Consider the following 14558-nt stretch of genomic DNA (forward strand, 5'->3'; position numbering starts at 1 on the left):
GGGTTCGTCAACGCCGCCGATGGCCCTTGGCGCGTGACTGACACCCCCCAGATTGCTGTCGCCAACCAGATGTCGAGATGATTCGAACGCGCAGGTCCCCGTCGTCGCCACCTCGCGTTGCGCCAACCGGGTGTGGGCCAACCGGAGGCAACGGATTCCGGGGAGACAGCCGCGCTGCCCACGCCTCGCGACGTGAAGCATGATGCAGCGATGTATGGCTGACAAGCACGCACCCACCAAGGGGGCATCTGGTGCGGCTATCAGCCTAACATCACCAGCGCACACGGCTATTCCCTGAAGGTCTAAAGAGGTTTCAGCGTGTCTCGGGGAACTGAACGTTCGCACCGACCGGGTCGACGTCCATTTGCTGGATGTGCCAGTCATTACCCACTTCTGGCGCGATCAAATCCTGCGAATCCGATGACGAAAACGCAAGGACCGTGGGACCCGCTCCCGAAACGACCGCAGGCACGCCCACTGCACGGAGACGTTCTACCAGATCCGCGCTCTGCCGCATGGCAGGCGCGCGGTATTGCTGATGGAGCCGATCTTCTGTGGCGGCGAGCAACAGCCCGCGCTCTGGCCGCTGGGTCAGCGCGGCGATCAGCAGCGCGGCCCGGCCGGCGTTGAAGGAGGCGTCCTCGTGGGGCACGTCCTTCGGCAGCAGCCCCCGTGCGGCCTCCGTGGACAGCCGCGTCGAAGGGACGCAGACCACCGGACGGATGCGCTGGTCGGGGACCAATTTCAGCCTATGCGGCCGCCCGGTGTGGTCGGACCACGCGACGGTCAGCCCACCGGAAAGACAGGGCGCCACATTGTCGGGATGCCCTTCCATCTCCGTGGCCAGCGCGTAGACGTCGTCGTCGCTCAATGCGGTCTGCGGCAGGTCGGGACCTGCCAGGGCGCGCGCGGCGAGAATGCCGGCGCACACCGCCGCCGACGACGACCCGAGCCCCCGTGCGTGCGGGATGCGGTTACGGCAGTGCAGGCGTATGCCCTCCGGCTGAGGCACTCCCATGCGGTCGAACGCCACCCGCATGGCCTTGACGACCAGATGCCCCTCGCCGGTGTCGACCTCCCCCGCCCCCTCGCCCTCCACGACGACGTGGACGCCGCGCTCCCCGGTGAGCGTGGCCGTGACCTCGTCGTGGAGGCTCAGCGCGAGCCCGAGCGCGTCGTAACCCGGCCCCAGGTTGGCCGACGTCGCGGGCACGCGGATGTCAACGGTCCTCATTCGTTCACTTTTCCTCGTACTCCCCCGTCAGGCGAGGTTGAGCGCCGCCGCGGCGGCGTGGACGTCGATGGGGATGACCACCGGCGCGGGCGCCCCCGAGATCGCCCAGTCCGGGTCTTTGAGCCCGTTACCGGTAACCGTGCAGACGATGCGCTGCCCCGCCTCCACCATGCCCTGCGCGTGGGCGTGCAGCAACCCCGCTACGCTCGCGGCGGAAGCGAGCTCGACGAACACGCCCTCTTCCTGCGCCAGCAGCTTGTACGCCGCCGCGATCTGCCGGTCGGTCACCGCCTGGATGACGCCGCCCGACTCGTCGCGGGCCGCCGTGGCCAGCGACCAGGACGCCGGGTTGCCGATGCGGATGGCGGTGGCGATGGTGTGGGGGTGGGACACGGGCGCGCCGTGCACGATCGGCGCGGCGCCGCTGGCCTGGAAGCCGAACATGCGCGGACGCTTGGTGGCCACCCCGTCCTCGGCGTATTCGCAGTAGCCCATCCAGTAGGCCGAGATGTTGCCGGCGTTGCCGACGGGGATGCAGTGGATGTCGGGGGCGTCGCCGAGCGCGTCGACGATCTCGAACGCGGCGGTCTTCTGGCCCTGGAGCCGGAACGGGTTGACGGAGTTGACCAGCGCGATCGGATATTCGGACGACAGCTTGCGCGTCATCTCAAGGCAGTCGTCGAACGACCCCTCGACCTGCAGCAGCGTGGCGCCGTGCACGAGCGCCTGGGCCAGCTTGCCCATGGCGATCTTCCCCCGCGGCACCAGCACGGCGCAGGTCAGCCCGGCGCGCACGGCGTAGGCGGCGGCCGAGGCGGAGGTGTTGCCGGTGGAGGCGCAGATGACGGCCTTGGCCCCCTCTTCGACGGCCTTGCTGATGGCCATCGTCATGCCGCGGTCCTTGAAGCTGCCCGTCGGGTTGGCCCCCTCGACCTTCAGGTAGACCTCGCACCCGGTGAGCGCGGAGACGCGATGTGCGGGCACCAGCGGCGTGCCGCCTTCGAGCAGCGTGATGACGGGGGTCTTCGCGGTGACCGGAAGACGCTCGCGGTACTCCTCGATGAGGCCACGCCATGACCTGCTCATAGTGACTCCCTACCTGCGCTGTTGGGCACAGAGTGTACGGGGTGCCGGGGACGGTCGCGGAGCGGCGTCCACGGGTCGGACACCCGCCGCACTTCTGCATTGGACAGTCGCACTATTCAGGAAATACTCAGCATCTCCCGATAAGGTCTCGGCCAGGGGGTCAACGACCATGAACGCGCGTCCTGCTCTGAGGCAGAACGACTATTCACCGGTGTCCGCACCGCGGCTCGGCGCCTGGTCACCCGCCCTTTCCGTCAGCGTGGTCGTTCCCGCGCGCGGAGGGCAGGACAAGCTCGACCTGACGCTGGCGGCGCTGGCGGCCCAGACGTATCCGGAGCACCTCATGGAGGTGCTGGTCGTCGACGACGGCAGCGACCCGCCCATCCGCCTGCCCGAGATCCGCCCGTTCAACACCCGCCTGGTACGGGTGCGCGACGGCTGGGGCATCTCCAACGCGGTCAACACCGGGGTCAAGGCCGCCGACGGCGAGATCATCCAGCGGCTCGACTCCGACATGGTGGCCTGCAAGGAGCACATCGAGGCGCTGGCGCGCTGGCATCACGTGACCGACTACCTGGTCACGATCGGCATGAAGAAGTTCGTGGACGCGCCTCCCGTCACCCCTGAGCAGGTCTTCCGGGCGGGACACCTGGGAGAGCTGTTCGACCTGGAGACGGCGGTGGCCAGCTCAACGGAGGCCACGATCGCCAAGACCGACGGTCTGCGCAAGAGCCGCAATCCGTACCACGTGTGCACCGGGCCGACCTTCGCCCTTCCCAGGGAGGTCTTCCACGCCGTGGGCGGTCTCGATCCGACGGTCGCCAGGGGCGAGGACACCGAGTTCTCCTACCGGCTGGCCATGCACGGCGTGGTCTTCATCCCCGACATGGACGCCCAGGCCGTGCATCTGGGGCTGCCGTCGCAGCACCGCGACAGGGAGCGCGCGGTGCGGGCGGTGGAGCCGTACCTGGCGCACCGCATCCCGCTCCGCCGCGACCTGCGCAAGGAGCCCGGGCGGCGGTGGCTGGTGCCGTACGTGGAGATCGTGTACGACATCGCGGGCGCGTCAGAGCAGGAGGTGCGGCAGGCGGTGTCCGCCGCGCTGGACGGCAAGCTGCAGGACGTCGTGGTGACGCTGGTCGGGCCGTGGTCGCGGCTGGCCGGCGGGCGTCACTCGCTGTCGGACCCGGACTTCGACCTGCGGCTGCTGCGGGATCTGTTCGCGCACGACGAACGCATCAGGCTCATCGACGAGGCCGCGCCTTCGCCCGCGCCGATCCCGTTCCGCTACCGGGGGCCGGTGGACGTGCCGCTGCACCGGGTGACGCTGGAGCGGATGATCGAGTCGGTGCAGAAGGACCTGACCGGGGTGCTGGTCGTGGACCTGCCCGACGGGCGTACGGCCCGGCTGGAACGCACCTCCGCGCTCGGCCGCGCGCTGCTGCTCACCGGCGCGGGCGCGGTCGTGGACGGTGCGGACGGCGTGACCGACCTGAGCGGCGTGGACGACGTCGACAAGATCATCGACGTCACGCACGGCGTACGGCACGAGCCGCCCGACCGCTTCTGGCCCGCTCCCAAACAGCCCGACCAGCCGAAACAGCCCGAGCAGCAGAAGCAAACCGGCCAGGCGCAGCAGTCCGGGCAGCCGAAGCGGCCCGGTCAGGGTGCCGCAGCCCCGTCTGCCGCGCCGAAGGCCGCCGCGCAGACTCCGAGCGCGCCGCCGCAGAAGCGCCTGCTGCGCCGCATCAAGTCGGCCCTCCGCAACAACTGACTCCGCCCGCTGGAAGGGGGGCCACCGGCCCGCACCGACCCGCCAGGTGTGGGGAGCGCGCCGCGCGGACATCGCTGCGTGCGCGCGCCGGCGGGTGGCCGCCTTCAGGGGCCGAAGGTGCCGCTGGGCGGGTGAGGTCGTCGGCGGCACCGCGACGGGCAGGGCCGTGGACAGCAGGGCCGTGGTTAGCGGGGCCGTGGACAGCGGGGCGAACGAAGCCGCCGGACGGGGCCGAAGCCACGACCTCGGCCCCGTCCCGGGTGACGGCGGTCAGCGTTTGCGGCGCAGCGCGCGTCGGAACGTCGTCGAGACGATCGAGCGCAGGTTCTTCTGGGCGCGGTCGGCGGCGGCGATGCGGCGGCGCAACGTGCCGATCTCCCGCCGCAGCGTGCCGACCTCGCGCCGCAGCTCCACGGCCGACTTGCGCCAGTTGCCGGCCTCGTCGCGCCACTTGGCCACCTGCGCCCGCAGCCGCTCGGTCTCCTTGCGCAGCCTGGCCGCCTCGTCCAGCGCGGCCTTGCGTTCCTTGTACGCGCTGCGCCGCCCCTGCGGCGGCTCGGCCTCGGCGGCGAAGCCGTAGGCGGCCCCGTCGACCCAGAGCACGCCCGCGACGTCGTCCACCACGTCGTCGAGGTTCTCGCCCGCCTCGGCGACGATGCGGGCCCTGGCGAAGGCGGAGGTGCGTTCGAGCCGGGCCGCGACGACGCCGTCGGCGGACTCGTCGAGCAGCACGTTCACCAGCCCGAGCCCCTGCGCGCGGGCGAGGTCGAGCAGCCGGGCGAGGGTGTCGTCGCCGGGGATCCACCCGGCGGGCAGGCGCAGCGTGTACGGCACGGCGGGGTCGGCCTCGGCGGCGGTGACCAGGCGTACCCGGCCCTCGTGCCGGTAGTGGCCCTCGATGAGCACCAGGTCGAGCGACGGATCCTTGAGCGGCGCGCGGCGGTCGCGTTCGAGAGTGTCCCAGGGGCCGACGAGCAGCACGGACACGTCGGGCACCGTGCCGGCGAGCAGCGCGTCCACGGTGGCGCGCACCTCGTCGTAGCCGGGCGCGGCCTCGACGACGGCGGTGACGTACGGCACCTTCCACTGCCGTCCGGGATGCCCGCGCAGCCACCGGTAGGCGGGGATGCGGTCGGCGACGAACGCGTGGCTCACCCGGTCGATGGGCGCCTTGTCGCGCATCCGCATGGTCGGCCCGATGTGGTAGGCACGGGCGGCCGGCTCGGGCACGAAGACCGCGCCCGCCTGCCACAGCCGGTAGCCCATCTCGGTGTCCTGGCCGAGCACCAGGTCGTCGTCCATCGGCCCGGCGGCCTTGATGAGCGCGGCGTTGACCGAGGTCGCGCCGCCCACGTGGAGGCTGAACGGGCGCTGCGGGTTGTCGGTGAGCCCGTCGGTGCGCTCGACGAGGTCGACCAGCCAGGAGTGCGGCTCGGCGGGCTCGAAGGCCGCTTCGAGGTCGTCGGGCAGCTCGGCGGGCACGGGGGCCTCGGTGAAGCGCAGGTAGCCGGTGACGGAGAGGTAGGGAGCGGCGTGGTGCCAGCGCATGTGCGCCTCGAGCGCGCCGGGGGTGAGCAGCACATCGGAGTCGAGCCAGTGGATCACCTCGCCGGTGGCGGCGGCGAGGCCGGCGTTGCGGGCGGCGGCGCGTCCGGGGCGTTCGCAGCGCACGATCCTGGTCAGCTCGGGCCGCTCACCGGGCAGGCGCAGCGGCGGCTCGCTGCCGTTGTCGACGACGATGACCTCGGTGAGCGTGCCCGGGTAGGTCTGCCTGGCGAGGGCGGCGAGCACCAGGTCGAGCTTGTCCTGGCCGCCGTAGGCGGGCACGACGACGCTGACCGTGAGCCGCGGGTCGAGCGGTTCGTCGAGGGTGAGGACGCGGTAGTCGTTGCCGCGTACGCGGGGGATCACGCGGCTTCCATCAGCAGGCTCGGGCGGAAGCCCCGCCACTGGTTGGCGGCCACCTTGACGAAGTGGGCCAGCGGGAGCTGCCAGGTGTGGTCGCGGCTGAGCCCGCGGCGCAGCATGTAGCCGAGGCCGTGGGTGCGGTAGATGGTGGCGTCCGCGCTCTTGGCCTTCTTGAGAAATTCGAGATCGACGGCCCGTGGCAACGCAGGGAATCCGCCTATGTCATGAAATTTCGACCGAGGCACCATGATCGTGCCGCCCGCCACGTGATCGGAGTAGACCTCGCTCGGATAGCTCGCCCCGCTCGCGAACGTCGTGCGCCTGATGGTCGCCTCCAGCGGCTCAAGGTAGAAGAACTCGGCCGTGGTGCCCACCACGTCGGCCTTCGCGTACGTCATCGCCATGAACAGATCGGCCAGGTGGCGGGGGCCGTACCAGTCGTCGTCGTCCCACTTCGCCAGATGGTCGCCCTCGGCCTTGGCCGCCGCCCGGTTGAGCACTTCACCGAACGGCACCGAGGCGTCCACCTCCACCCAGCGCACGGGCAGCGAGCAGGACTCGACCGCCTCGCGCACCTCGTCGAAGGCCACCCCGTGCAGGCCGAGCACCACCTCCGCGGTGACGTCGCGCTGCCGCTCCATCTGCGCCAGCGCGGCGCCCACCAGCGCGGGCCGCTTGGTCGCCATGACGATGCTGACGTGGGGAGCGGGCGTCGGGTGCGCCAGACGGCGCAGGCGTACGCTGTGCTCCTCGCGCCGCAGGTCGGCCAGCGAGCGCGCGGTGCCGTCGGCCGGGTGTGCGAGCCAGTCGCGGTCGGTGAGCAGCGCGGCCAGGTCGGCGGGCACCCACGCGGGCGCGGACGCGGCGGTCAGCGGCACACCGGCGGCGGCCAGCCGCATCAGCCCGTCGAGCGGCACCTGCTCGTCCGGCCACTCGACCTCCAGGCCGCGCAGCGGGCGCAGGGCGGGCACGTCGGGCGGCCCGCCGTCGACCGCCCACTCGCCGCTCGCGCCGCCGTCACCGGCGGCCCAATGGAGGCGGGCCAGCCCCTTCTCCGGCGTACGCGCGAAGCCACAGGGGGTCTCGGACATCGCTGGGTGCTCCTCGGGCGCGGGTACGGAACGGCGCCTACCTTACGCCCGTTTCGACGGCGATCTGACGCTTACTCCCCCTCCGGAGGCTCAGCTCGGGTCGTCGCCCTCCACGCGCATCACACTGGCCACCGCGCGGACGATGTCGAGCTCGCGCAGCTCCTCCATGGTCGCCGAGAGCGCGGCGTCGGTGGCGCGGTGGGTGACGATGACGAGCTGGGCGTCGTCGCCGCGGCCCTCCTGGCGGACGGTCTGGATGGACACGTCGTGCTTGGCGAACAGCTCGGCCACCCGGGCCAGCACGCCCGGCTTGTCGGCGACGTCGAGCGCCACATGGCAGCGCGTGACGGTCTCGCCCATGGGGTGGACGGTCAGCTCGGCGTAGGTGGACTCCTCGGGGCCGCGGGTGCCGGCCAGGCGGTTGCGGCCCACGGCCACCAGGTCGCCGAGCACGGCCGATGCGGTGGGGGCGCCGCCCGCGCCCTTGCCGTAGAACATGAGCTGGCCCGCCGACTCGGCCTCGACGAAGACCGCGTTGTACGCCTCGCGCACCCCGGCCAGCGGGTGGGTCCGCGGGATCATCGCCGGGTGCACCCGCACGCCGAACGAGCGGCCGTCGTCGGAGCGCGCGCAGATGGCCAGCAGCTTGATGACGTAGCCCATGGCCTTGGCGGAGGCGACGTCGGTGGCGGTGATCTCGGTGATGCCCTCGCGGTGCACCTGCTCGGCCCGCACCCGGCTGTGGAAGGCGAGCGAGGCGAGGATGGCGGCCTTGGCGGCGGCGTCGAAGCCCTCGACGTCGGCGGTCGGGTCGGCCTCCGCGTAGCCGAGCGTCTGGGCCTCCTCCAGCGCGTCGGTGAAGGAGGCGCCGGTGGAGTCCATCTTGTCGAGGATGTAGTTGGTGGTGCCGTTGACGATGCCGAGCACCCGCTTGACGTGGTCGCCGGCCAGCGACTCGCGCAGCGGGCGCAGCAGCGGGATGGCGCCGGCGACGCTGGCCTCGAAGTAGAGGTCGCCGTTGCCGGCCCTGGCCGCCTCGTGGAGGGTGGCGCCGTCCTCGGCGAGCAGCGCCTTGTTGGCGGTGACCACGCTCTTGCCCTTGGACAGGGCGGAGACGATGAGCGAACGGGCCGGTTCGATGCCGCCGATGACCTCCACGACGATGTCGATGTCGTCGCGGGTGACCAGTGACTCGGCGTCGGTGGTGAGCAGCGCGGGGTCGATCTCGACGTCGCGCTTGCGGCCCAGCCTGCGCACGGCCACCCCGGCGAGCTCGAGCGGCGCCCCGACGCGGGCGGCCAGGTCGGCGGCCTGCTCGTGCATGAGCCTGATGACCTGGGAGCCGACGACGCCGCAGCCCAGCAGAGCCACCTTCAGCGGTTTCACAGCTGCCCCCTCAACAGGTCTTCTTCGGTCTCGCCTCGCACGATCACGCGCGAGGTGCCGCCCGAGACGGCCACCACGGCGGGTCTGGGCAGGTAGTTGTAGTTGCTGGCAAGCGAGCGGCAGTAGGCGCCGGTGGCGGCCACCGCGATGAGGTCGCCCGGCGCGAGGTCGGACGGCAGGTGGAAGTCGCGCACGATGATGTCGCCGCTCTCGCAGTGCTTGCCGACCAGGCGGCTCAGCATGGGCGGGGCGTCGCTTGCGCGGCTGGCCAGCACGGCGGTGTACTCGGCGCCGTAGAGCGCGGTGCGGACGTTGTCGCTCATGCCGCCGTCGATGCTCACGTACGTGCGCAGGCCCTCGACGTCCTTGATGGTGCCGACCTCGTAGAGCGTGATGCCGCCGGGGCCGACGATGGTGCGGCCCGGCTCGACGGTGAGGCGCGGCACGGGCAGGCCGGCGTCGGCGCAGACCTTGGTGACGATCTCGCGCAGCCCGTCGGCCAGCTCCTTGATGTCGGGGGCGGCGTCGTCGTCGACGTACGCGATGCCGTAGCCGCCGCCGAGGTCGAGCTCGGGCAGCACGACGCCGTGCTCCTCCTTGATCTGCACGAGCAGGCCGGCCAGCCGCCGCGCGGCGACCTCGAACCCGGCCGTGTCGACGATCTGGGAGCCGATGTGGGAGTGCAGGCCGACGAGCTGGAGCTGGGGCAGGGCGAGGATCCTGCGTACGGCCTCGGCCGCCGCCCCCGAGCTGAGCGACAGCCCGAACTTCTGGTCGTCGTGTGCCGTGGCGATGAACTCGTGGGTGTGGGCCTCGACGCCGGTGGTGACCCTGACCATGACCTTGGGCCGCTTGCCGTGCTGCTCGGCGAGGTAGCCGAGGCGGGCGATCTCATCGAAGGAGTCGACGACGATGATGCCGACGCCGGCCTCAAGCGCCCTGGTCAGCTCGGCGGTGGACTTGTTGTTGCCGTGCATGGTGATGCGCTCGGGCGGGAAGCCGACGCTGAGCGCGACGGCCAGCTCGCCGTTGCTGGCGACGTCGAGGCCGAGGCCCTCGTCGATCAGCCAGCGCACGATCTCCTTGCACAGGAACGCCTTGCCTGCGTAGTGGACCTCGGAGCCGGCGAAGGCCGTGGCGTAGTCGCGCATGCGCGAGCGCACGTCGTCCTCGTCGATGACGTAGAGCGGGGTGCCGTGCTCGCGGGCCAGGTCGCGTACGTCCACCCCGCCAACGGTCAGCGCCCCGTCGGTCCGGCTCGACGTTCGGGGCCAGATCGCGGGGTTGATCCGGTTGAGGTCGGCGGGCGCCTGCGGCGGGCGCTCCTGGGGCAGCATCTCGGCGTGCCGGTCCCCTGCGGGATGGGCGAATCGACTCACCCGATCGAGGCTATCGGAAGCGCAAGTAAGCCATGACCCTGTGACCACGTATCGAGACGCGATCAAGCTCTGGCAGGGTAATTTTTACTCTTTTTCGCCGTTTTACCGGATATCTTCTGCTCAGAGGCGGTCGGGGCCGGGAAGCACGATCCGTACCACATCCGCGACCCGCACCCTCGCGGCGTGCTCGGGCCCGGGCGCCTCGTCCCCCACGGGCACCGCCGGCGCGCGCTCATGCGCGTCGTGGTAGGCCAGCGCCAGCCGCGGCAGGTACGCCTCCCACCCCGGATCCCTGCTTCCCCGCCGCCCCGGCAGCTCGGCCAGCACCCTGAGCACCTGCCGATGCGCCGGATCGCCTGGCACGCCCGCCTGGCTCCTCGGCACCCCGAGATCGGCGGCCCACCGCAGCACGGCGCAGGCGCGCGCACGTGCGTAGCGCACGACGAAGCCCGGGTTGTCCCAGGTGCGGGGAAAGTCGGGCCAGGACGGCTCGTACGGCACGGGCGCGGCCTCGACCAGCTCGAACGGGTCGTCCACGACGATGCGCAGGAACCCGTTCCGCCGCACCTCGACGGAGACCACGCCGTCGATCCCGCGCACCCTGCCGGCCAGGTCCTCGGGCGGCATCCGGCGGCGCAGCGCGGCCGCGGAGACGTAGCCGAACTCGCGCTCCCACGTGCCGTCGGGCACGGGCGGCTCGCCCAGCGCGGCGGCCAGCTCATCGAGCGTCATCGCGACGACCTTACGCGAGGGAACTGCGGCATGCGGGCGGATCGTCTCCCTCTGCAGGGGAAAGCGGGGTAAAGGGGGACGGCTTGGCGGCCGAGATCGGTCTGGGCGTGGCTGCTCATCGCGTGGAGTCGGTGGCTCGCGCTCGCCGTCGTCGCCGAAGCCCTCGCCCAGGCGAGGTTCCGCCTCGGCACGGCGGCCAGGACCGGGGCCGGAGTGGTCGGCGGCTTCGCGCTGACGGCCCTGGCGCTGGTGCTCTGGCTCGGCTGAGTGCGGCTCAGATGAGGGCGTGCGGCTCGGCGGAGCCGTACTCGACGAGCTGGGCCGCGCCGAGCAGCCAGCGGTCCTCGTCGCGCACCCGCACGTACCCGAACCTGTCGGCGGAGAAGACCTTGACGCCGTCGGCGCGGCACTGCCGCATGAGCACCTCGTCCCAGCCCTCGGTCAGGTCGGCGAAGCCCAGCTCGCGCATCGCGTTGCGGCGGGCGAGCAGGGTGCCGCCGGCGATCTCGGGCAGGTAGGTGTACTCGGCCTCCGGCTGCTTGAGCAGCGTGGCCTGCGGCTTGCGCAGGTGGGCGTAGAAGGCGGCCTTGCCGACGATGTCGGCGGTGGTGAACAGGAACGCCCTGCGCAGGTCGGACAGGTAGTGGGGGCCGTAGACGTCGCGCGGGTCCATGACCGCGACGAGATCGGCCTCGCACAGGTCGAGCCCGGCGTTGAGCATCGCGCCCTCGGTCATGGACGGCGACGGGCGGCGGTAGACGACCTCCACGTCCGGCAGCACGTCGCGGGCCCGCAGCTCGGCCTCCGGCGGCCCGATGATGATGAGCTGGTCGACGCCCGACTGCCGGGCGACCTGCGCGAGCGCGTGCTCCATCGAGTACGGGTCGCGGATCGGCAGCAGCACCGAGGTGTTGAGCGTGGGCCGCGCGCTGGGCAGGCCGATCGCGTCCAGCATCTCGTCGATGCGCTCGCTCATCGTGCCCATCGAGTACGCCCGCCGCAGCGCCACGTGCGCCCGCCGCGAGTCCGGCTCGGTGCCGATGGGCGTGCCGCAGGCGGCGATCTCGGCGAGCCGCCACTGCGGGGTGCCCGGCGGGCAGTCGGCGGCGGCCGGCCAGCGGTAGGAGGTCAGCACGTCCGGGTACGACAGGTGCTCGGGCAGGAGCTGGTCGAGCGTGAGCACCCGGTCGATGCGGCCGCCGGACAGCGGCAGCGGGTTGTGCACCCTGGGCTGCACACCGAACTGCAGGCGCGGCCAGGCCACGGTCAGGTCGGCGGTGAAGCGGTGCTCGAACAGGTCGGCCGCCGCCGCGTACGCCGACACGTCGCCCTTGGTGTGCCAGAAGACCGTGCGGATGCCGCGCTCGGCGCACCAGGCGAGCAACGCCTTGAGCCCTTCGCCGGGCTCGCCGATGATCTCCTCGGCCCACGGGCCCTGCGTGACCGACTCCACGACCAGCAGGTGCGGCACCTCCAGCGGGAGCACCCTGGCGAAGTCGCGGGGCGTGAAGCCGGTGGTCTGCCGCCACTCGTAGCGCAGCAGCGCCTCGGCGTGCGGGTCGGCGATCACCGCGGCGGTCAGGTGCGGCCGGGTGTTGGGGCCGGTCGGGACGCGGAACGGCTTGAGCTTGAACGAGGTGCCTTCGAGCGTCCTGGTCGACGTGGTCGCCTGGTAGGCGGCGCCGGGACGCTCCTCCTTGGGCTTGTTCGCGGTGGTGGCCACCGGCTTGCGCTTGGGCGCCGTCGGGCGCTTGACCGGCTTGGCCGCGCCCTTGATGCCCTTGGCCAGGCGCACCGGGTTGCTCTTGCCGCTCTTGATGGCGTCGCCCAGCCGGTTCCAGCGGGCGACCTTGATCGACGAGAGCTTCCAGTTGGCCACCTCGGCCTGGAAGCGCTGCTCGGCCAGCTCCTTGCGGAGCTTGTCGGCGGCGGCCTGCTCGGCCGCCAGCCGTTCCTCCGTCTCGCTGAGCTTCTCGGCCAGCGCGTCGGCCTGCGCGGCGCGCTCCTCGGCCGCGGCCAGCTTGGCCTGGGCGTCGTCCAGCAGCCTGGCCAGCTCGGCGGCACGCTCGGCATGCGCGATCGCGTCGCGCAACGCCCGGCGCGTACTCTCCAGCTCAGTCGACAAACCGGACCTCCACTCTCTCAGCCCGGCAAAGGATACTCTTTTGCGGGAAGCGTCTCGAAGGGATGAGATCCGGTGCAGTTCAACGTACGGCCCTACGTCTGCGGCGCTCTCGGCCGGATCGATACCGCCCTGCTCGGCAAGCTGACCGCCGCGGGGCCGAAGGTCTGGCCGGCGTTGCAGTCGGACGAGGCCGCGCTGTTCAGCTCCACCCCGCTGCCGCCGTACCACAGGTCCGGTGACGCGTACGCGTTCGCCTGGGGCGAGCGCCGGCCGAAGACGGCCGAGGAGGACTGGATCACGGTCGCCGAGACGTACGAGACGCCCGGACTGATCGGCGACGGCCGCCGGGTGGCGCTGCACACGGGCGGGCTCGGCCTGGTGGACGTCTACTACGTGCGCCTGGACGACGCGGTCTACTTCTCGTCGCTCATCCAGCCGCTGCTCACCCTGGTGCCCATCGAGATCGACTGGTCGGCGTGGGCCTCGATCCTGCAGGTGACGTTCCCGCTGGGCGAGGCGACGCCGTACACCGAGGTCAAACGGCTGCCGGGGGCGAGCGCGCTGGTGTGGGAGCACGGCAGGCTCACCACCGAGCGGAGGCTGCCGCGCTGGCTGCGCACGGAGCCGTACGAGCGGTGGATCAGCCCGCAGGAGATCGTCGACCTGCTCGACCACGTCTACTCCGAGTACGACGGCCTGCCGCTGCTGGTGCCGGTCAGCGGCGGCTACGACTCGCGGCTGCTGGCCAGCGTGGCCAAGGCCAGGGGCGCGGACGTCGAGTCGTGGACGACCAGCCCCGACGACGGCACCGACACCGACATCGACTTCGCCAGGGCGATCACCAGGGAGCTGGGCATCCCGCACCGGGTGATCCCGCAGGACCCCGCCTCCTATCCGTCCGACGCGATGGAGGTGGCGCGCAGGCTGGAGTACCTGACGCCGCACCACGCCTGGTACGCCCCCTTCGCCAAGGAGGTGCACGGCGCGGGCCGGATCCTGGTGGACGGCCTGGCGGGCGGGCCGCTGCTGAAGAACTTCATGGTCAGCGGGGCCGCGCTGGAGGCGAGGACGCAGGCCGAGCGGTCGGCGGCGGTGCTGGGCTCGCTCTCGCTCGGACGGCCGTCGCAGCCGTTCCTGTCGAAGTCGGCGGCGGAGTGGATGGAGGAGACCGTACGCGAGCAGTTCCTCGCGACGACCTCCATGTTCCACGGCCACCGGGCGGAGCTGCCGCTGTCGGTGCTGCACACCAGGACCGTGCGGGGCATCGCGCGCTCGGCGGTGAACCTCGTGGGGCCCGAGGCGTCGTTCCTGGCGCCGTTCATCCACCCGGAGTTCTTCGACGCGGCGCTGTCGGTGGGGGTGGCCCGCAAGCACCAGGGCAAGTTCTACCGCGAGGTGCTGCACGCCGCCAACCCGAGGGTGGCCGCTCTGCCCTCGACGAACGTGATCAAGCAGCCGCTCAGGAGGGTGCCGCTGCGATCGACGGCGGCTCCCGCCCGGAGCTACTCGCATCGGATGCTGGAGATTCTGGCCGACCGGATACCGGCCCTGCTGTCGGACGAGATGCACGAGGTGATCGCCGGTGGTCCCGACGCTCTGACCAGGTTCAACGGCTGGAACGACCGGTTCTGGGTGCGCGGTCTTGTGCTGTTCGGCCTGTGGCTGAGCGACTTCGAGAACGACCTCTCGGACCTCGCGCCACCTTTTTAGTGAACTCTGGGTAACAGGGCGATTACATACGGATCTCTCGGGTATTAACGGTCGCACAGCAGAAGCGGGTTCCGGAAAGCCAACGGGCTGGTAGTGTTCGGCCCGTAAGCGCCGCAACAAACGGGCACCAGAT

General features: G+C 71.5%; 10 protein-coding genes. 2 read left to right on the forward strand and 8 right to left on the reverse strand.

From position 1 onward, the window contains the following. Window positions 1–313: 313 nt before the first annotated feature. Together thrB and thrC are read right to left on the reverse strand one after the other, a co-directional pair. Entirely contained in the window at window positions 314–1234 is a 921-nt protein-coding gene (thrB, locus tag WBK31_RS28580) for a homoserine kinase (RefSeq protein WP_364060926.1), read from the reverse strand. Between the two features lie 27 nt (window positions 1235–1261). Further along, a complete protein-coding gene (gene thrC, locus WBK31_RS28585) occupies window positions 1262–2320 on the reverse strand; it encodes a threonine synthase (protein WP_364060923.1) in 1059 nt (352 codons plus the stop codon). Window positions 2321–2531: 211 nt separating this feature from the next. Between thrC and WBK31_RS28590 the strand changes: the two genes are divergently transcribed. Further along, complete coding sequence (locus tag WBK31_RS28590) at window positions 2532–4094, forward strand: glycosyltransferase (protein WP_378786772.1); 1563 nt, start codon at window positions 2532–2534, stop codon at window positions 4092–4094. Between the two features lie 270 nt (window positions 4095–4364). On the opposite strand, the gene WBK31_RS28595 is transcribed toward WBK31_RS28590, so the two are convergent. The 6 genes from WBK31_RS28595 to WBK31_RS28620 form a co-directional block, all read right to left on the reverse strand. Next, window positions 4365–6005: a glycosyltransferase gene (locus tag WBK31_RS28595; RefSeq protein ID WP_364060917.1), complete on the reverse strand. Its 1641-nt coding sequence runs from the start codon at window positions 6003–6005 to the stop codon at window positions 4365–4367. Further along, on the reverse strand, window positions 6002–7093 hold the full coding sequence (locus tag WBK31_RS28600; protein ID WP_364060914.1) for a family 2 glycosyl transferase: 1092 nt from the start codon (window positions 7091–7093) through the stop codon (window positions 6002–6004). Before WBK31_RS28600 ends, WBK31_RS28595 begins: the two co-directional genes overlap by 4 nt. Before the next feature lie 90 nt (window positions 7094–7183). Next, complete coding sequence (locus WBK31_RS28605) at window positions 7184–8479, reverse strand: homoserine dehydrogenase (protein WP_364060911.1); 1296 nt, start codon at window positions 8477–8479, stop codon at window positions 7184–7186. Then, on the reverse strand, window positions 8476–9858 hold the full coding sequence (gene lysA, locus WBK31_RS28610) for a diaminopimelate decarboxylase (protein WP_364060908.1): 1383 nt from the start codon (window positions 9856–9858) through the stop codon (window positions 8476–8478). The genes WBK31_RS28605 and lysA overlap by 4 nt, the downstream gene beginning before the upstream one ends. Window positions 9859–9978: 120 nt before the next feature. Next, window positions 9979–10590 carry an anticodon-binding protein gene (locus WBK31_RS28615; protein WP_364060905.1) on the reverse strand — a complete coding sequence of 204 codons (612 nt, stop codon included), beginning with the start codon at window positions 10588–10590 and terminating at the stop codon, window positions 9979–9981. Between the two features lie 274 nt (window positions 10591–10864). Next, window positions 10865–12715, reverse strand: coding sequence for a glycosyltransferase family A protein (locus WBK31_RS28620; protein WP_364060902.1), 1851 nt, complete (start codon window positions 12713–12715; stop codon window positions 10865–10867). A gap of 72 nt (window positions 12716–12787) precedes the next feature. Here WBK31_RS28620 and WBK31_RS28625 point away from each other — a divergent pair, with 72 nt between their 5' ends. Next, on the forward strand, window positions 12788–14425 hold the full coding sequence (locus tag WBK31_RS28625; RefSeq protein WP_406673447.1) for an asparagine synthetase B family protein: 1638 nt from the start codon (window positions 12788–12790) through the stop codon (window positions 14423–14425). The last annotated feature ends 133 nt before the right edge of the window (window positions 14426–14558 follow it).

The organism is Nonomuraea sp. N2-4H (genome assembly GCF_045291505.1).
Classification (GTDB): domain Bacteria; phylum Actinomycetota; class Actinomycetes; order Streptosporangiales; family Streptosporangiaceae; genus Nonomuraea; species Nonomuraea fastidiosa.

Bases quoted from the DNA above. Each gene is read 5' to 3' on its own strand.
- thrB (WP_364060926.1), bottom strand. From the start codon at position 1,234: ATGAGGACCGTTGACATCCGCGTGCCCGCGACGTCGGCCAACCTGGGG.
- thrC (WP_364060923.1), bottom strand. From the start codon at position 2,320: ATGAGCAGGTCATGGCGTGGCCTCATCGAGGAGTACCGCGAGCGTCTT.
- WBK31_RS28600 (WP_364060914.1), bottom strand. From the start codon at position 7,093: ATGTCCGAGACCCCCTGTGGCTTCGCGCGTACGCCGGAGAAGGGGCTG.
- WBK31_RS28615 (WP_364060905.1), bottom strand. From the start codon at position 10,590: ATGACGCTCGATGAGCTGGCCGCCGCGCTGGGCGAGCCGCCCGTGCCC.